This window comes from Synechococcus sp. RS9909 (genome assembly GCF_014279595.1).
Classification (GTDB): domain Bacteria; phylum Cyanobacteriota; class Cyanobacteriia; order PCC-6307; family Cyanobiaceae; genus Synechococcus_C.
In genome coordinates, this window is the sequence record NZ_CP047943.1 from 1,145,081 (window position 1) to 1,164,301 (window position 19,221).

The 19,221-nt window shown below is 66.0% G+C and carries 23 protein-coding genes and 1 tRNA gene; 7 read left to right on the forward strand and 17 right to left on the reverse strand.

All coding sequences use genetic code 11. The annotated features are described in order from the left end of the window. Positions 1-21 precede the first annotated feature (21 nt). Complete coding sequence (locus SynRS9909_RS05505) at positions 22-810, forward strand: sigma-70 family RNA polymerase sigma factor (RefSeq protein WP_007100035.1); 789 nt, start codon at positions 22-24, stop codon at positions 808-810. On the opposite strand, the gene SynRS9909_RS05510 is transcribed toward SynRS9909_RS05505, so the two are convergent. After that, positions 747-1,469: a TIGR00297 family protein gene (locus SynRS9909_RS05510; RefSeq protein ID WP_007100034.1), complete on the reverse strand. Its 723-nt coding sequence runs from the start codon at positions 1,467-1,469 to the stop codon at positions 747-749. The two genes, SynRS9909_RS05505 and SynRS9909_RS05510, sit on opposite strands and share 64 nt — an antisense overlap. An 85-nt stretch (positions 1,470-1,554) precedes the next feature. Between SynRS9909_RS05510 and SynRS9909_RS05515 the strand changes: the two genes are divergently transcribed. After that, positions 1,555-1,956: a hypothetical protein gene (locus SynRS9909_RS05515; protein ID WP_007100033.1), complete on the forward strand. Its 402-nt coding sequence runs from the start codon at positions 1,555-1,557 to the stop codon at positions 1,954-1,956. A 21-nt stretch (positions 1,957-1,977) separates the two neighbouring features. Here SynRS9909_RS05515 and SynRS9909_RS05520 read toward each other — a convergent pair whose 3' ends face one another. Together SynRS9909_RS05520 and SynRS9909_RS05525 are read right to left on the reverse strand one after the other, a co-directional pair. Continuing rightward, complete coding sequence (locus SynRS9909_RS05520) at positions 1,978-2,724, reverse strand: 16S rRNA (uracil(1498)-N(3))-methyltransferase (protein WP_007100032.1); 747 nt, start codon at positions 2,722-2,724, stop codon at positions 1,978-1,980. 9 nt (positions 2,725-2,733) lie between these two features. After that, positions 2,734-3,183: a DUF3531 family protein gene (locus SynRS9909_RS05525; protein WP_007100031.1), complete on the reverse strand. Its 450-nt coding sequence runs from the start codon at positions 3,181-3,183 to the stop codon at positions 2,734-2,736. 94 nt (positions 3,184-3,277) lie between these two features. On the opposite strand from SynRS9909_RS05525, the gene SynRS9909_RS05530 reads away from it, so the two are divergent. Next, a complete protein-coding gene (locus SynRS9909_RS05530; protein ID WP_007100030.1) occupies positions 3,278-3,934 on the forward strand; it encodes an ABC transporter ATP-binding protein in 657 nt (218 codons plus the stop codon). Then, positions 3,931-4,848, forward strand: a complete 918-nt coding sequence (gene hslO, locus SynRS9909_RS05535) for an Hsp33 family molecular chaperone HslO (protein WP_007100029.1) — start codon at positions 3,931-3,933, stop codon at positions 4,846-4,848. Before SynRS9909_RS05530 ends, hslO begins: the two co-directional genes overlap by 4 nt. Positions 4,849-4,860: 12 nt before the next feature. Here the strand turns inward: hslO and SynRS9909_RS05540 are convergent, their stop codons facing one another. The 5 genes from SynRS9909_RS05540 to SynRS9909_RS05560 form a co-directional block, all read right to left on the reverse strand. Continuing rightward, positions 4,861-5,553, reverse strand: a complete 693-nt coding sequence (locus SynRS9909_RS05540; RefSeq protein ID WP_007100028.1) for a CPP1-like family protein — start codon at positions 5,551-5,553, stop codon at positions 4,861-4,863. A gap of 72 nt (positions 5,554-5,625) precedes the next feature. Further along, a complete protein-coding gene (locus SynRS9909_RS05545; protein WP_007100027.1) occupies positions 5,626-5,850 on the reverse strand; it encodes a hypothetical protein in 225 nt (74 codons plus the stop codon). A gap of 58 nt (positions 5,851-5,908) precedes the next feature. Then, positions 5,909-7,564 carry a peptide chain release factor 3 gene (locus tag SynRS9909_RS05550; protein WP_007100026.1) on the reverse strand — a complete coding sequence of 552 codons (1,656 nt, stop codon included), beginning with the start codon at positions 7,562-7,564 and terminating at the stop codon, positions 5,909-5,911. Between the two features lie 58 nt (positions 7,565-7,622). Next, positions 7,623-8,306, reverse strand: coding sequence for a class I SAM-dependent methyltransferase (locus tag SynRS9909_RS05555; RefSeq protein ID WP_007100025.1), 684 nt, complete (start codon positions 8,304-8,306; stop codon positions 7,623-7,625). After that, entirely contained in the window at positions 8,306-10,489 is a 2,184-nt protein-coding gene (locus SynRS9909_RS05560) for a mechanosensitive ion channel domain-containing protein (RefSeq protein WP_007100024.1), read from the reverse strand. Before SynRS9909_RS05560 ends, SynRS9909_RS05555 begins: the two co-directional genes overlap by 1 nt. Before the next feature lie 129 nt (positions 10,490-10,618). Between SynRS9909_RS05560 and nrdJ the strand changes: the two genes are divergently transcribed. The 3 genes from nrdJ (at position 10,619) to SynRS9909_RS05575 (ending at position 14,626) form a co-directional block, all read left to right on the forward strand. Beyond that, positions 10,619-12,979, forward strand: coding sequence for a ribonucleoside-triphosphate reductase, adenosylcobalamin-dependent (gene nrdJ, locus SynRS9909_RS05565; protein WP_007100023.1), 2,361 nt, complete (start codon positions 10,619-10,621; stop codon positions 12,977-12,979). A 58-nt stretch (positions 12,980-13,037) separates the two neighbouring features. Further along, positions 13,038-13,122: transfer RNA gene (locus SynRS9909_RS05570), tRNA-Ser, on the forward strand. Positions 13,123-13,345: 223 nt separating this feature from the next. Continuing rightward, positions 13,346-14,626 carry an integrase arm-type DNA-binding domain-containing protein gene (locus SynRS9909_RS05575; protein WP_007100022.1) on the forward strand — a complete coding sequence of 427 codons (1,281 nt, stop codon included), beginning with the start codon at positions 13,346-13,348 and terminating at the stop codon, positions 14,624-14,626. Here SynRS9909_RS05575 and SynRS9909_RS05580 read toward each other — a convergent pair. The 9 genes from SynRS9909_RS05580 to SynRS9909_RS05620 all read right to left on the reverse strand — a co-directional run bounded on the left by SynRS9909_RS05580 (position 14,539) and on the right by SynRS9909_RS05620 (position 19,167). After that, positions 14,539-14,805 (reverse strand): AlpA family transcriptional regulator, encoded by a 267-nt coding sequence (locus SynRS9909_RS05580; RefSeq protein ID WP_038000701.1) that lies wholly within the window; start codon positions 14,803-14,805, stop codon positions 14,539-14,541. The genes SynRS9909_RS05575 and SynRS9909_RS05580 overlap by 88 nt on opposite strands. 50 nt (positions 14,806-14,855) lie before the next feature. After that, on the reverse strand, positions 14,856-15,623 hold the full coding sequence (locus SynRS9909_RS05585) for a BRO family protein (RefSeq protein ID WP_007100020.1): 768 nt from the start codon (positions 15,621-15,623) through the stop codon (positions 14,856-14,858). Next, the gene (locus SynRS9909_RS05590) at positions 15,620-15,817 is read right to left on the reverse strand and encodes a hypothetical protein (RefSeq protein WP_038000699.1); all 198 of its coding nucleotides are present in this window, start codon (positions 15,815-15,817) and stop codon (positions 15,620-15,622) included. Before SynRS9909_RS05590 ends, SynRS9909_RS05585 begins: the two co-directional genes overlap by 4 nt. Then, positions 15,817-16,470: a hypothetical protein gene (locus SynRS9909_RS05595; protein WP_007100018.1), complete on the reverse strand. Its 654-nt coding sequence runs from the start codon at positions 16,468-16,470 to the stop codon at positions 15,817-15,819. The genes SynRS9909_RS05590 and SynRS9909_RS05595 overlap by 1 nt, the downstream gene beginning before the upstream one ends. Beyond that, a complete protein-coding gene (locus SynRS9909_RS05600; RefSeq protein ID WP_007100017.1) occupies positions 16,460-16,699 on the reverse strand; it encodes a hypothetical protein in 240 nt (79 codons plus the stop codon). The genes SynRS9909_RS05595 and SynRS9909_RS05600 overlap by 11 nt, the downstream gene beginning before the upstream one ends. Continuing rightward, entirely contained in the window at positions 16,696-17,484 is a 789-nt protein-coding gene (locus SynRS9909_RS05605; RefSeq protein ID WP_240307699.1) for a hypothetical protein, read from the reverse strand. The genes SynRS9909_RS05600 and SynRS9909_RS05605 overlap by 4 nt, the downstream gene beginning before the upstream one ends. A 127-nt stretch (positions 17,485-17,611) precedes the next feature. After that, positions 17,612-18,295: a helix-turn-helix transcriptional regulator gene (locus tag SynRS9909_RS05610; RefSeq protein ID WP_007100015.1), complete on the reverse strand. Its 684-nt coding sequence runs from the start codon at positions 18,293-18,295 to the stop codon at positions 17,612-17,614. 30 nt (positions 18,296-18,325) lie between these two features. Next, positions 18,326-18,853 (reverse strand): hypothetical protein, encoded by a 528-nt coding sequence (locus tag SynRS9909_RS05615; protein ID WP_240307698.1) that lies wholly within the window; start codon positions 18,851-18,853, stop codon positions 18,326-18,328. Continuing rightward, a complete protein-coding gene (locus SynRS9909_RS05620; protein WP_162858280.1) occupies positions 18,811-19,167 on the reverse strand; it encodes a hypothetical protein in 357 nt (118 codons plus the stop codon). The genes SynRS9909_RS05615 and SynRS9909_RS05620 overlap by 43 nt, the downstream gene beginning before the upstream one ends. Positions 19,168-19,221 lie beyond the last annotated feature (54 nt).

Genomic DNA, 19,221 nt, shown 5'->3' on the forward strand with positions numbered 1-19,221 from the left:
AGAGAGTTCACCGTGATGTCCATGACCCAGCAGGCACCCACCGCCAAGATCCGCTGCGGGCGCATCCGCCGCGAATGGCGGCGTTCACTTCCGGAGGCCATTCGCCATCGCAACGGCGAGATCATCAGCCATCTCGGCCTGGCCCATCACGTTGCCGGGCGTCAGTCGACGCGTGGCCATGGCGACTGGGATGACCTGGTGCAGGAGGCGAGCCTGGGATTGATCGCCGCGGTGGAGGGCTTTGACAGCAGCCGTGGTCACCAGCTCAGCAGTTATGCCGTGAGCCGAGCCCATGGCCAGATTCTCCATTTCCGCCGCGATCGGCAGTCCACGATCCGCATCCCCTGGCGACTGCGGTCGTTGTATGGCCGCGGCATGCGTCTGCAGGAGCAGCAGTGGCAGGCCCATGGCGCTCCCCTCAGCGAGGAGGCCCTGATCGCAATGCTTGAGGTGAGCCGGGAGCGTTGGCGGCAGGCCGTTCAGGCCCATGCGCAGGAGGAGGTGCTCAGCCTCGATGGGCCGGGTGTTGAGCCCGGCGAAGCGTTCGGGGAGGTCGCGGCAGAGGATCCGCAGCGGCAGTGGTTGCATCAGGCCTTGCCCCAGTTGCAACCGGAGCAACGGCGCTGGTTGCTGGCCCACTGGGTGGAGGGCGTGTCGCTGCGGGCCCTGGCGCGCCGGGAAGGGGTGCATCCGGCCATGCTCAAGCGTGTGCTGGCGACGGCCCTCGAGCAATTGCGGAGCCTGGCTCAGGTGGAGGCTGAGCCAAGCAGGCCGAGCCCCATTGCCAACAGGGCGGCTAGTGCCGTCTGAATCCCGTTCACCATCTCATTGCTGAGCCAGGCCACCCGCCCCTGGACGAGCGCCCCGAGCACGCTCTCCAAGAGGGTGGCCACGACGCCCACGCTCGCCACCAGGGCCGCGACAGCCGGGGAGGCGATCAGACCGAGCGCCAGCACCACGACCGTCATCAGGGCACTGCCCACCACGCTGGCCAGGGTGCCCTCGAGGCTGATGGCGCCTTCAGTGCCCGCAGGCACGCGATGCAGGTTGGTGATCAGCACCGTGGTGCGTCCCCAGCGCTTGCCGATCTCACTGCCGAAGGTGTCCGCCAGCTTGGCGGCGAAACTGGCGGCGAAACCGATCAGCAGCAGCCTTTCGCTGCCCACCCCCATCCCGATCAGCAGGGCGAGAACCGCACCGGTGAGCGCCGACCCCCACACGTTCGCTGGCCCCCGCTGCCCGCCTCGCGCCTCGGCCAGGCCAGCGGCTTGTTTCTGGGCGAATCCCAGCTTGGTCACAAGCGAGCCCAGGGCGAGATAAAGCACCACCGCCAGCCAGCCCCGCCAGCCCAGGCATCCCCAGAGGATGGTGCCCAGAGCACCGGCATGGATCCAGCCGTTGCGCGTCAGCAGGGGCAGGCGTTGGGCCAGAGCGATCAGCAGGGTGTTGATCAGCAGGGCTGTCAGCATCGCTCTGTGTTGCACTGCCCTAAGGATCGACCGTCAGGGGCCCGGTGCAGCGGATAATCGAGCCACCCCCGGTTCCGATCCAGGCATGGTGCTGAAGCGCAAAGGGTTCTTCCTGAACCTCGAGGAGTCCGCCGATGCCGGCTCCACTCCGCCGGTTCAGGTGGCACCGGTGAAGGCCCCAGTCGCCAAAGACAGCAGCGGCAGCAAGTCATCTGAAGCCAAGGCCGTGCTGACCTCATCGGTCCCTGCCACAGGCGCATCGGATCCGGCGCCTGCTGCTGAGACCGGAAGCAAGCCCGCCCTCACCACCGCCGAAGCGATTGCTGCCGAACTCGCCGCCGCCGAAGCGGCCCGTCCGGCGATGACGATCGCCACCTATGCCCCCGAGGCGCTGCGGCCTGATCAGGCACTGCGCCCCCAACGCCGCCGTCCCGGTGCCAACCTCAAGGGTTTCCGCAGCATGGCCGCCGATCTGTTCAAGAGCTGAGCCCAGTCGGCTTGAACCCCTTCAGCCGCGCTGATCACGCCAGCTCGCCATCTGGGCGACGGCACTCACCGCAGCGGTGGAGGTGCGCAGGATCGATGGGCCGCAGCTGACGGGCGTCCACCCTTTCGCTTCCGCAGCCCGTTCCTCGTCGGCTGTCCAGCCCGCCTCCGGACCGATCGCCACCCAGACCATTCCAGCCTGATCGGGTTGTTGGTTCAGCCACTGTTGCAGGGAGGGCAGCCCGTCCCGGCGTGTGGTCGCCAGGGCTTTCACCGCATCGCTCGATAGCTCACCCCACCAGTCGTCGACGTGGCGACAGGGCAGCAGGCTGGGTTGCCAGAGGCGCTCACACTGCTCCACGGCCTCATCGAGAATCAGTTGCCAGCGTTGCGGTCGCTCCTCGGCCTGCACCGTGCGCCAGTTTGAGCGCAGCGGCTGGATCCGATCGACGCCGAGCTCGCAGGCCATGCGCATCAGCTCATCCATGCCGCGTCGCACCCCCACCACGGCCAGTCCCAGCAGAGGGGATGGCGCTGGTGCCGGGTCGGAGGCCGCCATCGGATCGAGCGCCAGCTCCGCTGGAGAGCAGAGGCCAGCGGTCCACAGCCCACCTTCTCCATCCACCACGGCGACAGCATCGCCGGGCCTGAGCCGGAGAACGCGGCGCAGGTAGTGGCCTTCCCTTTCGTTGAGGGCCAGCCGTCGGTCGCTGTTCAGGCAAGGCTCCAGCCGGGAGCGCTGGATCAGCAGCCGACGCAACTCCGCCAAGGTCTGGGCTCAGTTGAACGAGGGGAAGATGCTGTCGGGGTGCTCTTCCACCGGCCAGTCTTCGTTCTCGCCGCCAATGAGCAGTTCTTCCAGCTGCACCACATCGCTGTCGAGCTGGCGCAGGGCGTTGATCAGCACATCGAGGCCAAGGGCATCGCTGGTGCCCAGATCGACCCAGCAACGGGCCCAGTCCTGGTGGTATTCCAGCTGGCTCATGTTGTGCATCAAGGCCGGCATCGCCGAGGTGGCCTCATCGTTGTCGTAGGCCATCCAGCTGAGTTCATCCCCCTCTTCGTGCGCCTGGAGGTTCTCGGCATTGAAGCCGCCAAGGCGGCCGATCACATACCAGCTGTCGAAGATGCCATCCACGTAGTTGCGCTCGCCCTGGCTGGGCACATCGGCGAAGCGCAGCCACAGCCAGCAGTTGAAGGGATCCACTTCGCGGAATCGGACGTGCATGGCCAGGCTGCAACCTCACCATCATCGCTGCCCCGACCGGTGATCGACCAAGCTGTGCCCAGAATCCTGCACAGAGCGGGGCTGGCCGGGCACCATGCTGGAGCTGAAGGATGTGGTGTACAGGCCGGCCACGGCGGAAAGCGCCGTGCTTCAGGGCATCGATCTGCAGGTGTGCGGCGGCCAACCGCTCTTGATCTCCGGCGCCAGTGGCAGTGGCAAAACGAGCCTGTTGGAGGTGATCAGTGGCTTGAGTGGGCAGCGCCGGGGCCAGGTGCTCTGGAATGAATCCGCCCTGAACCAGCGGCAGCGACGTTGGCTCTGCGGTGTGGTGTTTCAGTTCCCCGAGCGTCATTTCCTCGGACTCACCGTGGCGCAGGAGCTCAAGTTGGGTCATCGCCGTCTTGCCGGCGAGGCCCTGGATCGGGTCTTGGCCCAGGTGGGGCTGCGCGGCATCGATCAACGTCAGGCACCGGAACGCCTCAGTGGTGGGCAGCAGCGTCGTCTCGCCCTGGCGGTGCAGTTGCTGCGTCAACCGAAGGTGCTCCTGCTCGATGAACCCACCGCCGGCCTCGACTGGTCGGTGCGGCAGGAGGTGTTGGCGTTGCTCCACGGTCTGGCCCGGGATCGGGTGCTGGTGGTGGTGACCCATGAACCGGGGCTGTTCGCCGATTGGGGCTGGGCCCACCTGCAGCTCCACAACGGCCGGCTGCGCCCTCTGGCACCATTGCCCCCAGCTGCAGCATCGCCATGAGCGATCGCCTCGTTCGGGCCACCGCCGCGGCTGGAGGCATCCGTCTGGTGGCCGTGACCACCACCGAAGCCACCCGGACCGCCCGCGAGCGCCATGGCCTCTCGTATCTCACCACCGTGATGCTTGGTCGGGCGATGGGGGCGGGTCTGCTGCTCGCCAGTTCGATGAAGGTGGCCCACGGGCGGGTGAATCTGCGGGTGGGGTCCGATGGCCCCCTCAAGGGTCTGATGGTGGATGCCGGTCGCGATGGCACGGTGCGTGGCTACGTGGGCAACCCGCAGCTGGAGCTGGATCCCATTGCCGATGGCGAGGGGCATTACAGCTTTGATTTCGCCGCCGCCGCTGGCACCGGCTATCTGCATGTGGTGCGCGATGAGGGCAAGGGGGAGCCGTTCAGCAGCACAGTGGAACTGGTGCGCGGCGGAATCGGCGAGGATGTGGCTTCGTATCTGCTCCATTCCGAGCAGACCCCATCGGCTGTGTTCGTGGGTGAGCGCATCAACCGCGACGGCCTGCAGTGCAGCGGTGGCCTGCTGGTGCAGGTGTTGCCGAAGGCGGCTGAGGAGCCGGCGTTGGTGGCGCTGCTCGAGGAGCGTTGCCGGGAGATCGAGAATTTCAATGCCCGGCTCGACGCCTGTCAGACCAATCTGGAAGCCCTGCTTCAGGATGTATTTCCGGATCTCGATCCCCGGCCGATCCCGGCCGGAGAACCGAGCCAGAGCGTGCACTTCCATTGCCCTTGCAGCCGCTCCCGCAGCCTCGGGGCTCTGAAGCTGCTCGGGGCCGATGAGCTCACCACCATGCTGGCCGAGGATGGCGGCGCCGAGCTCACCTGCCACTTCTGCAATGCGGTGTATCAGCTTGACGCCGGCGAGCTGCGCCAGCTGATCCAGGAACTGGAGACGGTCGCCTGATCGCGGCCTGATTCAGGCCAGCAGCAGGGCCCCGGCCCAGAGCAGGAGCGCGGCCGGCAGGGCCTGGATCTGCTCTGGGCTGAGCCAACCGATCGTGGCGGCACCGGGCACCAGCGCAAGCAGGCTCGCACCGAGCAGCAGCCCCACGCTGAGCAGGAGCACGCTCCAGCCGAGAGCGGCGAGGGGGCGCCGGCCGCGGCGGATCTGGCTGAGAAACACACCGATGGTGCCGATCGACAACACCAGCTCAGCGCTGCCCACCGCAAACAGCAGCAGCCCCAGGCCGGCGGCCCCTGCCAGGCCCCGCACCATCAGCCCCTGCCCTTCCACCAGGCTCAGGTCCGGCATCCAGCTGCCCGCCTGGGTGGCGGAGCTGGGCAGGGAGAACTGGCGCAGGCGGGTGAGCAGAGCTCCAGGCACACCGCGATCCATCGGCGCGGCTGCCTCCACTTGTTGTTCCCGCTGGGAAGCGGTGGCTGCCGCTGAACTGACGCGGCCTGATTGGCGCTCGCGTAGACGCTCCATCAGCACGGCGTCGTAGGCGGCTTCAACCCGAGCCCGTGCCTGGGGATCGTCGCCCGCAGCGGCGAGGGCTCGATCTCGGGCTTGCTGAACGCCCTCAAAACTGGCATCTCTTGAGATGCTCAGGCGCACGTAGGGATCCTGGGAGCTGGAATCGGAGCCGGAATCAGTCCCGGAAGCCATGGGAGCGTTGGTCTCTACAAGGAGCGTATCGAGCCAATCGTGCCGCCGACGGTTTTGCCCCGAACTGGTTCATCAGAACAGGGGTGGACCATTTCGGTAACCCTGGCGTTGTTCAAAATCGCGACGGCAGTCGCTCAACTGATCGCAGCCGATCCAGCGTCGTCGCTTCAGCAGGGGCATCTGGGGGGGGAGATGGTGCCCCTCCAGCAGTTCGATCTGCCCCTTCTGGGGATGGCGGAAGCAGATGTAATCGATGCCCCCATCCCGGCCGGGGCGATGCAGCCAGATGTTGTCCACGATGGCGGAGCGGACGATGACCTGATTCTGGCGAGCGCGGCATGGCGCTGCGAGGCGTTCAGAGGCTGATCGGTTCGACCCCGCTCACCACCGGCGCGACGGCGCTGAGTTCGAGGGCCGGATGCTCCTCCTGCAATTGGTTGAGGTTCCAGCTGTTCTTGAACAGCAGCACGGGCCGTGACCAGGCGTCCTGCACGGTTTTGCAATTGAAGATCCGACCCACCGTCTCCAGGGCCGGCCAGCCACCACTGACCCAACGGGCCACCTGGTAGCCCATTGGTTCGAGCCGGGTGGCGACACCGTATTCATGCTCAAGGCGGTGCTGCACCACCTCCAGCTGCAGTTGACCCACCGCTGCCAGGATTGGGTCTCGGCGGCTCTGATCGGTGTCGTAGAGGATCTGCACGGCCCCCTCTTCCCGCAGCTCGTTGACGCCTTTGCGGAAGTTCTTGAACGCCGAGGGATTGGGGTTGCGCAGCCAGCTGAAGATTTCCGGACTGAAGCAGGGAATCCCTTCAAATTCCACCTTTGAGCCGGTGTACAGCGTGTCGCCGATGGCGAACATTCCCGGGTTGTTGAGGCCGATCACGTCGCCGGGGTAGGCATCGTCCACCACGGCACGATCCTGTCCGAACAGCTTCTGGGGTCGCGACAGCCGGATCGTTTTGCCGGTGCGGGCATGGCGCACGGTCATGTCTTTTTCGAAGCGGCCGCTGCAGACCCGCACGAAGGCGACCCGATCGCGATGGCGCGGATCCATGTTGGCCTGCAGTTTGAACACGAAGCCACTGAATTCCGGGCGCAGTGGATCGATCAGGCCATCGTGGCCACGCCCATCCAGCCCACTGCGGGCCGTCGGTTTCTGTGCCATCTCCAGAAAGGCATCCAGAAACGGCCTCACACCGAAGTTGGTCATGGCCGAACCGAAGAACACCGGTGTGAGTTCGCCGGCATGCACCAGTTCAAGGTCGAGCTCCGCTCCGGCGGCTTCCAGCAGCTCCATTTCCTCCACCGCCTGCTCCAGCAGCTCCGGTTCCACCAGCTCCGCCAGCTCCGGATCGTCGAGCTGCAACAGGCGTTCCTCTGACTGGCGCCCCCGCTCGGCCCGGCTGAACAGCACCACATCACGACTGCGCCGGTCGATCACCCCGCGGAACTGTTCACCGCTGCCGATCGGCCAGTTCACGGCCCAGGGGGTGAGGCCGAGTTCGGCTTCGATTTCATCGAGCAGGGCCAGGGGCTCCCGCCCGGGCCGGTCCATCTTGTTGATGAAGGTGAAGATCGGGATCTGGCGCATGCGACAGACCTCGAACAGCTTGCGCGTCTGGGGTTCGAGCCCCTTGGCGGCGTCCTCGAGCATGACGGCGTTGTCGGCGGCCGCCAGGGTGCGGTAGGTGTCTTCTGAGAAATCCTGGTGCCCCGGGGTGTCGAGCAGGTTGATCGTGTTGGGGCCGTAGTCGAACTGCAGCACCGTGGAGGTGATCGAGATGCCCCGCTGTTTTTCCAGTTCCATCCAGTCGGAGGTCACCTTGCGCTGCTCCCCGCGCGCTTTCACCGCACCGGCCTGCTGGATCGCACCGCCGTAGAGCAGCAGTTTCTCGGTCAGGGTGGTTTTCCCCGCATCCGGGTGGGAAATGATCGCGAAATTGCGACGACGCTCCACCGCCTGGGCCAGATCCTCGCTGGCGGTGTTGGTGGCGGGAACCGTGGTCATGGGCCTCAGGTGCTGAGCACAGCCTGGCAGCCGATGGGGCCTCGGGTGGCCCTGCGGCTCAGCCGAGCCTGCCCCGCACCTCCAGATAGCGATCCTCCAGCTCCACCACCTTCAACGTCTGCAGTCCGGCGTTGACCAGTTGCTCCCGCACCTCCCCGGCGGTGAAAGCGGCGTGCAGGGAGTTGAGGTAGTCCTGTTGCAGGACAGCCGGCGCGTCGGAACAATGGCGCTCGCGCAGGGCCAGCGCTTGCTCCGGGCTGTTCGGGCGGCGCAGGTCCCGGTGCAGCACGAGGGCACCGGCGCTGCCGTGGCGTTGATGCAACCGCCAGAGATCCTGGGGGTCGTGGAGATGGTGCAGGAGGCTGTTGCTCACGATCACCGTGGCCTCCAGGCTCGGAGCGCGGCTGAGATCCTGCAAGGACCAGGCCTGATAACGCAGTCGCTGCAGTCGGGGCTGATCCTGCTGACGGCGTTGCTCCGCAAGCGCGAGCATGCGGGCTGCCGCATCGACGCCGATCACGTCGGTGTTGGGCCATTGCCGTGCCAGCCGCTCGCTGATGTTGCCTGGCCCGCAGCCCAGATCGAGCAGGCGGTCGTCAGGACCGAGGTTGCGGTCGTTGGCCAGGCAGAGCTGCTGAAGTGCCTCGATCAGGGCCGCATCGCTGCGACTGAAATCGGCGGCTCCATAGGCGGAGACCTGCTCGAGGTCGTCCATCAGCTCCGGTTCGGGGGTGCGTTGCATCAGCTCGTGTGCAGCATCAGGGTCTGGGTGGGGAAGGGGATGTCGATGCCCTCTGCCTCCAGGGTGCTGATCACACGCCGGTTGAGGTCGTGGAGGCTGTCTTCGAAGGCATCGTGGTTGGTGTGGCTGGAGCTGAACTCGAGCACGTGGTCGTAGCTGAAGGCGGCAATCCGCTCCAGCCGGCAGGCGCCATAGCGCAGCTGGGGGTCCTGCTCCACGGCGGCTTTCATCAGCTCGGGCACGCGCGCCAGTTGGTCGGCGGCGGTGCCGTAGGCGATCCCGATGGGGATTTCGGAGAGCTGGGCCCGCTCCACCACTTCCTCCAGTTGCAACAGCAAGGCCTCGCGCTTCTGCAGGTAGGCGGGCCAGCCGTGCAGCTCCACCATTGCAAACACCACCAGCACCGGTGACGACTCGCTGGGCCGCTCGAGGCTGACCAGAGGGTCTGCCAGCCCGGCGAAGGCGGCCAGGGTGCGGCGGGCCTGGTGGAGCACTTCCTCCAGTTGGAACGGTGACCATTCCCCCTCCAGATCGAGGCGGAGTTCCAGCCCCTGCATCGGGGAGCTGTTGCCGGGCAAACCCCGGCGGGAGAAGTTGATGATCGTTGCCTCATCCACCACCGAGTTGGGGATGGTGACGCGACTTTCGAGCGTTTCCAGTTCGAGCGAGCGCAGACCGATCCGGGTCACGAAGCCCAGGTTGTCGCCCACCCGGCAGAACTCACCGACCCGCAGGGGCCGGTCGGTCTGAATCGAGAGGCCGGCGAACAGATTGCCGAGCAGCTTCGAGGCGCCCAGACCGATGGCCAGACCGGGTACGGCCGAGAAGGCGAGCACGGTGCTCGAAGGCAGTCCGAGAAGCAGCAGCAAGCGGTAGACCAACACCACGGCCACCAGGCCGCCGATGGCGCGGCAGAGGGGCATCACCAGATTGCTGACCCGTTGCAGCTGCAGCGGGGTGCCGCCACCCCTCAGCTTCACCAGCCACTCCGAGCCGGTGCGCCCCACCGCCTCGAACACGAAGAACATGAACACCCCAGCCGTGAGATACCAGATCACGTAGAGGGCATAGGTGATCACCACCAGGGGCAGGCCGGTGAAGTTGACGACATCGTCGATGAACACCTCGGTGAAGCGGGTGAGGGGCAGGATCGGCAGCATGATCAACACCCGCCTCCAGGCCATTCGGTCCTGGTTCCAGGGATCCCCTTCCGGTGCCTGGCTGGCCCGCTCTCTGTAGGTCTGCAGCATGAAGCTGCCGAGCCAGGCGAGAAGGAGGAGATACAACACGATGGCCAGAGCGGCACAGGCGATCTGGAACAGGGTCTGATCGGTGATCGGCACTTCGATCAGGTCGCGCACGTTCCTGGGCAGGGCCAGATACCAGGCGGGCGGCACCAGATAGCCCGGGGTGTGCACGAAATCCCGGTAGAACTCGGGCGTGGCAAACGGTTGATCCACCACCGGGACGTCGCGGATTTCCTGATACATCTCCGAGATCGCCGCCACGGTGTTGGCGGAAAACAGGTAGTTGTAGTTCCCGGAGTCGTTGCTGACCTCGGTGGTCAGGGTGATCGCAGTCCCGGGGATCCGCCAGACATCGGCGGGTTTGGTGCGTTTGTCGTTGATCGTCTTCATGCCGGCGGCATCGGGAATGACGATCGGCTGATGGCTGTGGGTGAAGACGTAATCGAGCACGTGTTTGAGCTGAATCGCCGCCTCATCCGCCATGTCGTTGCGCACGCTCTCAGGAAACACGGACGCATCCAGCGCTTTCACCGCGAGTTGGAAGAGAAGCGAGGTGTCGTCGATCTGCTCGCGCCGTTCCAGGGCCTGGGCATCGGTGGTGGACAGGGACGCCACACGTCCAAGCCGATCCGCTCGCCGGCCCACCTCGGCCATGACCGCATAGAAGTTCAGCAGCGTCGCCCTGGGGCTGTCGCCCACCACCTGGTCGAGCACCACATCCGACCAGCCCGCAGCGATGGCTTCGAGTTCGGGAAAGAACGGTTGCTCCTCAATCGGGATCAGCCGGCCTTCACCCGGGCGCTGGTTGCTCACGGCGGGGCGACCAGCGCCGGCCGGCGCTGCCTGCAGGGCGCCCCCCATCTGCACCACCAGCAGCAGCGTGGTGGCGAGCAGGATCACGTGGGAGCGCAGACGCCTCAGGCGATTCCGCTGCATCGTTGACCCCGGAAACACAATGCATGCTGGCAGCTGATCTCACCCGGCGCTGGCACTGCTAGTGGTGGTGGCGCCCCTTGCTGCCACCACCAGTGGCGTTAGGGTGCGGGAACGCTTAATCGATCACCTGTGACCCTCAGCCCCAGCCGAACGGAGGCCGGCTCCATCGAGACCTCCAGCGACACCGCGATCAGCATCGGCAACGGTTTGTCGAGTGATTTCCCCCTGACGGCACCCGCTGCCAATCCGGTCTTCTATCGCACTTACAGCCGTCGCACGGCTTCCGGTCGGGAGAGTTGGAGCGAGGTGGGCGCTCGCAACCTCGGTGGCCTTCAGAAGCTCGGTCAGCTCAGTCCGGAGGAGGTGGCGTTGCTGGCGCGGATGCAGGCTGAGAAAAAGGCGCTGCCCTCCGGCCGCTGGCTCTGGATCGGCGGCACGCCCTGGATCGAGCAGCCTGAAAATTTCTCCGGTGCCTACAACTGCACCTCCACCAACCTGGTGGATTGGCAGGCCTTCGGCCTGATGATGGATCTGGCGATGATGGGCTGCGGCACCGGCGCCATCATCGAGCCCCATCTGATCGAGCGGTTGCCGCAGGTGCGCAATCCGATCGAGGTGGTGTCGGTGACCGACATCGGCCTGACGCCGGCGGGGCAGCGTCAGGAGCACACCAGCCACAGCATCAACGGCGACCGGGTGGCGATCAAGGTGGGCGACACCCGTCGCGGCTGGGTCGACAGTTATCAGTTGCTGCTCGAGCTGAGCAGCGATGCCCGCTTCGAGGGACGCACCGTGCAGGTGGAGGTGGATCTCTCCGATGTGCGGCCGGTGGGCGAAACCCTCAAGGGCTTTGGCGGGATGGCCAATCCCGTGAAGTTGAAGGATCTCTACGGCCGTGTCGCCCGTCTGCTCGGCAAGGCCGTGGGGCGTCGCCTCAATTCCGTCGAGTGTTGTTTGCTGATCGACGAAGCGGCGGTCACGATCGTGGCGGGCAACATCCGTCGCAGCGCCGGCATGCGTCAGTTCGCAGCCGATGATCACGCCGCTGCTGGCGCCAAGGACAACCTCTGGCAGCAGGATGCGGAGGGCAATTGGCGCATCGATCCGGAGCGGGACGCGTTGCGGATGGCTAATCACACCCGCGTGTATCACACCAGACCCAGTCGTGAGGTGCTGCTGGAGGCGGTCACCAAGCAGTTCCACAGCGGTGAGGGCGCGATTCAGTTCGCCCCCGAAGCGATCGCCCGCTCCAATGCCGATCTGCTCACCACCCCGGAGTTGCGCAAGGAATTCATCGACATCTACTGCGATCAGGGCCGCCAGGAGGCCGGACGCTGGTTGAGCCTCAACCATGGTCCGATGGCTGCCGATGAGCTGGAGCACCGATTGGGTCGCTACGGACTCAACCCCTGTGGCGAGATCCTCGGGGCTGATTTCCACTGCAACCTGGCTGAGATCCATCTCAACCAGATCGATCCCAGTGACGAGGAGGGCCAGCGCGATGCCTTCCGCGCCGGCGCCCTGTCGGTGGCCTGTCTGCTCAACCACCGCTTCGAGGTGGAGCGTTACCGCCAGAGCCGCGCCTGGGATCCGATCGTGGGGGTGAGCTTCACGGGGCTGTTCGATTTCTTTGTGCATGCCTTCGGCACCCCCTGGCTGCGCTGGTGGGAGGCCGGTCGCCCCGACAGCGAGGAGGGTCACGCTTTCAAGCAACAGGAGGCGGCCTACCTGAGCCGCTGGAAGCGCATCGTCAACGAGACCGTCTGGGACTACTGCGATCGCCATGGTCTGCGTCGTCCTAACCGCTGCACCACGGTGCAACCGGCAGGCACCAAGAGCCTGCTCACCGGTGCCGCGCCGGGCTGGCATCCGCCCAAGGCACAGCGCTTCATCCGCCGGATCACCTTCCGCAAGAATGATCCTGTGGCGATGGCCTGCATGGACTACGGCTACACCGTGGTGCCGTCCCAGTCGGACAAGGACGAGCAGGGCCGTCTGCTCGACGATCCCTTTGATCCCCGTTGCACCGAGTGGTTGGTGGAGATTCCCACGGAAGTGAGCTGGGCCAACCTGCCCGGAGCTGATGCGGTGGACATCAACGCCTTTTCGGCGATGGCCCAGTTCGATTTCTACATGCAGGTGCAGACGCACTACACCGCCCACAACACCTCGGCCACGATCGAGTTCCGCGAGCACGAGATCGAACCGCTCACCGACGCCCTGCACCAGACGATCGAGCGCGGTGACGGCTACATCTCCGCGGCGTTGTTGGCCCGTTTTGATGCCAACGCCACTTTCCCCCGCCTGCCCTTCGAGCCGATCGATGCCGCCACCTATGAGCGGATGCAGGAGGAGGTGATCCAGCGGCGTGTGAGCCAGAACTTCTTTGAAGCGCTGCAGCGCTATGACGGTGGTGAGCTCAGCGAGGCCGGCCCGGCCGGTTGCGATTCCGACAAATGCCTGCTGCCGCTGGCCAAGCCCCAGGGCTGAATGGCGGCAGTGCGCCGCTTAAACTGTTCGCCTGCCTGGTTGGACCGGGCAGGTGCAGGGAGAGGTGGTCGAGTGGTTGATGGCTCTGGTCTTGAAAACCAGCGAGGTGCAAGCCTCCGTGGGTTCGAATCCCACCCTCTCCGTTTTCACAGGATCCGAAGGGATCCGCAGAAATCCCAAAACCACTGCAGCACAGTCGATCTGCCCTTTTGGCTCGTCCGGGTAGATCCGGGGGAAACCGGTTACTGCCGCTGCGGATGGCGGTATTTTTGGCGGTATAGCCAGCCGGGTGCGGACTTATACCGTCACCCTGCTTGCTAAACCGCCGACATCCTCTCCCGCGCCAGCGTTTCGGCGCTGTCCGCCATGCTCAGTGACAAGGCGATCCAGGCCCTGCGGCCCGACCCGGACCGGCCGGGCACCAAGCACCACGACCGTGACGGTCTCTATCTCTGGGTGGCGCGCTCCGGCTCCAAGACCTGGCGCAAGGACTACCGCTGGCAGGGAGCACGCCGCACCTTCACCATCGGCCCTTACCCGGCCGTGCGGCTCGCCGATGCCCGCAAGCAGGCCCTGGAGCTGAACACCTGGATCAAAGCTGGCATCGATCCGCGCACCCAGGTCCCAACGCAGCAGCGCAACCAGGCCGAAAGCAGCAGCCGTCCCTTCGTCCAGATCGCCCAGGCCTGGTTCGAGCACCACAGCGCCAGCTGGAGCCCCCGCTATTGCAGAGATATGCGGGAGAAACTTAATCACTTCGTGATCCCGGCACTCGGTCAACTGGATATCGAGGCGATCAGCCGCAGCGACATTGAAACCCAGCTGCTCGCGCCCATCCTCGCCAGAGGTGCCAATGAACAAGCCCGCCGCTGCAATGACGTCACCCGTCGCGTGATTGAGCACGCCGTTGATCTCGAACTGCGGCAGGACAACCCCGCCGTCAAAGCCCGCAAGGTCATCGCCGCCACCCGCGTCACCCACTACCACCGCATCAGCTGGGTGGAACTTCCCGAGCTCTTGGAGGTGATCGATCGCTTTGAGCGTCAACGACTGGCCGAGCGCAGCAGCCTCATCGCTCTGCGCCTGATGATGCTCACCCTGGTGCGGCCCAGTGAACTGCGGGAAGCCCGTTGGAGCGAAGTGGATACCGAGGGTCGTCAGTGGATCATTCCCGCTGAACGCATGAAGACCCGTGTTCGGCACATCGTGCCGCTCTCATCACAGGCGCGGCACCTATTCGACATGCAGCGGCCGATCACCGGCCACACCGATCTGGTCTTTCACACCCCCAACCACCGCGGCAGCGGCGAGCTTCGGGTGATGAGCAATGGCTGCCTCTCGATGCTTTTGCGGCGCATGGGCTTCCAGGGGCGGCAGACACCCCATGGCTTCAGGGGCTTCGGGCAGACCAACTGCATCGAGCAGCTCAAGATCCCCAGGGTGGTCACTGAAAAGCAGCTGGCCCATGCCGATGGCAACAGCGTTAGCCGCGCCTACGACTGGGCCGAATACCTCGAGGAGCGCTCCGACATGCTGCAGCGCTGGGCCGATCTACTCGATCAGGTGGCCGTCGCTGCCGGTCTGGCTCCCGTCTCAGAGCTGAGCGCAGCGATGGCTGGACATCCATCAGCGCTGCAGGCGGCCTGACGCTTGGAGGTGATCCAGTCCTCCAGCTCCTGCTGGGACCAGGCCACCGCCCGTGGGCCAATCACGATTTGCCTGGGGAACTCGCCTGTGGCGATCAGGCTGTAGATCGTGGTGCGTGAGAGGCCGACCCGGTGGATCACCTCCGGGAGCCGCAGCAGTCGATCGGTTGCGGATGTCATGGCTGATGGTCTGGGTCTCAGGTGTGTGTCTTGGATTGGTTTGTTGCCTTTCAGTTGGTCTGGTGCAGCAACGCCACCACGGCCGGATCCCAGAGGATCTGCTGGCGGCGCTCTACCCGACTGCAGAGCGGCAGGGCGACACCCCAGTCACGCCCGGCTTCTGTGAGCTGCCAGTCGTCGTCCTCGTTGCGCTGCTGCAATCCGGCGGTAGCGAGCCGCTGGTTGGTGTGGCGGAGCGTTCCCTCCAGACGGTCCGCTACCTGATTAGCCGTCAACCAGACCACCGCTGCACGCTGCGAGACGCGTTGCTTCAGGTCAGACGCGGCGGGACTGCTGTGGGCCTGGATCTCCTCCAGAACGCTGAGCAGGGCCTCGGCATGGGACACCCCGGTGAGTTGGATGATCTCGTCGGCGCCGCGCAGCACCTCCGCTGCGGTCTGCCTGCGGATCGCCTCGATGCTGCGTCGTGGCAGCTCTCCGTTGCCCTCTTGGCGGCGCTGCAGGGAGGGCAACAGGTCATGGGTGAGCCAGCGCCGCATCCGCCGTGCGCTGGCGTTGTCGCTGTTCAGCAGCCTGCGCAGCAGCGTGGCCTCATGGATCAGCGCCAGGGTGAAACCATCGGCGCCGGGGCCCTCTTCTGAATGGAGGCAGTGCTCCTCCTCGTCTCGCCTGTTCGCCATGGCCCAGGCCATCGGGCTCTCCGCCAGCGCAGCGCAGGCATCGGCGACGACGATCCAGGCTTCTCCCTGCTGATCGGTGCTCACCCGGATGCGGTGCCCCTCGAACAGGTAGGGCACCAGAGCGGACGTGCTGCTCATGGCTGGGAAGGTGAGAGGACCAGCAGCACCGTGCTCAGTTGCAGGGCCAGCACCAGCCACAGCAGCCACTGCAGTTGCCGCAGGTCGCCCAGTCGCACGGTGGTGGTGATGGGCCGGCGTGTGCGGCAAAAGGCCGGCAATTGCGGCTGGGCCATGGGCCGCGGCGTGCGGCCAGGGTGTTGGGGGTAGGCCATCAGAACGGCACCTCCTCATCAGCGAACTCATCGCCGTAGTCCTCCCCGTCCGCCAGGGGAATCGCCTGCTGCTGGCGGGCGGCGGCTTCATCAGCCTTGTAGGCCTGCTCCGCCGCTTCGATCCAGGCGGGATCGGTGCCCTCGCGGATGCTCAGCGGCCCGTAGAAACCGATCGTGACGTTGCGCGGCACCGCATCGGCCGCCGCCTGGTCTTCGATCTTGGGGCCCTTGGGGTTGCCGGCCTGGTCGTACTGCTGGGCCCAGCGGGTCTCCAGCACCAGCACATCCCCCACGTTCAGCCGGCCGCGGCGGTGCTGGCGGCGCGCTTCGATCCACTCGCCAAAACCCTTGGCCTTGAGGATCAGCCGCACCCGATCCCCTGGTGCCGGGACCCCGCCCTCATCACCGATGCGCGCCTCCATCGTCGTGCCGGGCATGGCGATCGCATGGACCACCATTTCCTGCTTGACCTTGGGCCGGCCCTGGCGGTCGCTGCCGTTGGGGATCGGCTCCATCGCGCCGCTGCTGAGGTTCTTGCGCAAGCGGTCGCGCTGCTCCGGGCGCACGATCGCCAGATAGGCCACCTCACCGAGGCGCTGTTGACGGATCACCGGCGCCGCACTGCGGCTGCCGTCGTTGAGTTCAATCGCCATGGGACTTGCTGTTCAGGTTGGAAGAGGAAGAGGACAGGGGCAGCAGGGGCTCCAGGCCGGCACCCAGCCGCAACAGGTGATGGGCGGCACCGGAAAGAGACAGCTGGTGCTCGGCCGACAGCTGCTTCACCTGCCGGTAGACATCGCTGTGCACGCAGACGCACAGGGTGTGACGGCCGTGCTGCGACCGCGGCTGGGGCCTGGCGTAGGCGCGGCGGCAGACACTCATGGCGTTCCCCCCGCCAGTTCGCGCTCGAACACGTCGATGAAGTCCTTGTGGCGTCGCTGGGTGATGCGGTCCTTGATCGTCCGCACCTCCCGAGGCACCTGGAAGTGGTGGCGGAACTCGATCGTGAAGCGCTTGCGCGCCTCCTGGGGCATCGCCCCGAGGAACTTGTGCAGCGTGGCGATCTCGTCTGCAGTCAGGGGCTCCAGGCCGGAGTCGCCGGCTTCCGGCCCATCCGGAGCGCCGGTGTCCCACTCGTCGTCTGCGGCGTCAGGGTCGTCCTCAGAGGGGGAGGGTGCGGCGGTTGCGGTGCCGACGCTTGAAGCGCTCGCACCAGGGGCACCTGGCTGCGACGGCTGTGGCTGCGGTCGCACCTGATCCGGCTCGATAGTTCGAGGATAATTGCCCACTGGAATGCCCAGCAGGCCCGCCAACAGGGAAGCGGTCAGCGCATGCCAGGCCGTGCTGCCATCCTGGGGCGCCTGGGCCTCGCTGAACTCCTCGGCGCCGCCGCGGTGCCGCAGGGTCACTCGCAGCACTTCATGCTCCTCGTTGATCAGCTTCTGGGCGCTGAAGGAGAAGCCCAGGGCAAAGGCTGGCGCCGCCGCCTGCACGACCTCCTGCATGGAGGTGTCGGCGATGGCGGCCATCTGGGACTGGAACTGGGCCAAGCCCTCGGCCCACTGGGCGCGGGCCTGCTCGCGGCTCTGCAACAGGGCCTGGTTGAGATCAAAGGCGGCGGTGGGACCTGGCGTCGGCTCCATCCGCCCGCAAGGGGTGGTGGTCATCGAAGGCACTGCGGGACCGGCGCCCGCTTGTCCAGGATATTAGCGGCTCGCTAATCCGAATCTGTATCTTGCGCCACGCAAGACATGGCGTACTCCGAATCTGCTCCGGGAGGTGTGCGTGCCTGCCTCAGTTGGCGCCCGTCTTGGTGGACCATTCCTCCAGCCAGCGCTGCGGCAGCCATGCCTCTCCGTCCCACATGCCCTGCAGCTGCTTGGCGGAATACGGCTCAAAGCCGGCCAGCATCGCCTGGAAGGCCTGCCGCTGTTTGGCTGGCGCTGCCTTGGCAGCCGAACTCAGGGCCTCCATCACGCCAATACCGTGTTGCTTGGCGGTCTGCACCAACTGGCCGCGCCACTGCTCGCTCAGCTTTTCCGCTTCTGCGGCATCGACCTCTGGCTGGGCCGGCAGCACGGGCGCCTGGTAGGCGCTCGGCACCGGCAGCAGGCCCAGGTGGCAGCTCCAGAACTCCGCCGGCCCCCACACCCGCTTCTCGTCATCCATCAGGGGTTTGGCCTGGCTGATCAGGTCCTTGAGGGCCCGGGTGCGCACGCCGTTGAAATCCCTGGCGGCCAGCCGGCGGTTGACCTCGGCGAGGGCAAAGAAACTCTCCGGCCTGGGCTTGGGCGCCTTGCCGTTTTCGAACATGCTCAAGGTGCTCGGCGCCATCACCTCAAAGCCGGCCTCCTTGGCCCACTTATAGGCCGTGTACTGGGTCCAGTTGTTGAGCTCCCGCCAGCGCCTGAGCATCCGGCCGAACTGCTGGCCGGCCTCGAGCTGCTTGGCCTCGATGTACCGGTACTCAGAGCTCATCAGGACTCGAATCTGGCCATTAGCGAGAGGCTAAGGCTTCTGGCGCCGATTGGAATCGGCAGCACCGTGATGCCAGCGGCCATGGGGCCTGGCCCGCTGGCGGCAGTGCCGGCCCTTGCCGCGCCGAGCTTCAGGCTTCACCAGGCCACAGAAAACGGCTTGATCAGGCCGGAACAGCGGCGCAGGCCAGCAGATGGCCTGCTGCAGCAACCGCTCCAGCTGCTGGCGCTGCTCCGGCTCCAGCAACGCCACGGGCTCGACGATGCGGCTGTCGGGCCCCAGGGTCCAGTCATCGCGTTGACAGCCGTACTCCCAGTCGCGCCCATCAGGGGATCGAGCCCACGTGAGTGCCCCAAGCTGTTCGCGCTCGATCGCGATCTCCAGCTGCCAGCCGCTGGTCAGATCGAGCCGCATCCGGCCCCACCAGATCTCACTCCAGGGCCTATCTGCCAGGAAGGCCTCACCCGCCAGCAGCGCCCGCAAGGCCTGCTGGATCTCGGCGGCACAACAGCGGCTCAGGGAGTGCAGAGCGGGTGACGCAAGCCATTGCCAGGGCACCAGAGCGCCCACTCCCCGAGGGCGATCGGCTTGCCGCAGCAGCGGCAATGGCCGGGATGGCGGACGCGGATGCGGCGAAAGCCATGGGGTTCGGCTGTGGGCTGCCTGTGGTGCACCCCTGCCGTCGGCACTCCAGGCGCTGACGCTGCAGAGGGAGGGTGCCCGCTGACCCGCAGGTCGTGCGCGCGGATCAGGCGACAGGCCAGGAAGGCGCTGGTGACGATGAGCGCCTCACCCCACCTGGAGGAGGCGCTCATCGCCACCAGCTTGCGGACCTTCTCCGCTGCCCGATCCGCCGCCGCGCTGTCAACCATGCCCTATTCGTCAATGGAATCAGATTAGCGAGCCTGTGCCAGCATGAATAAACT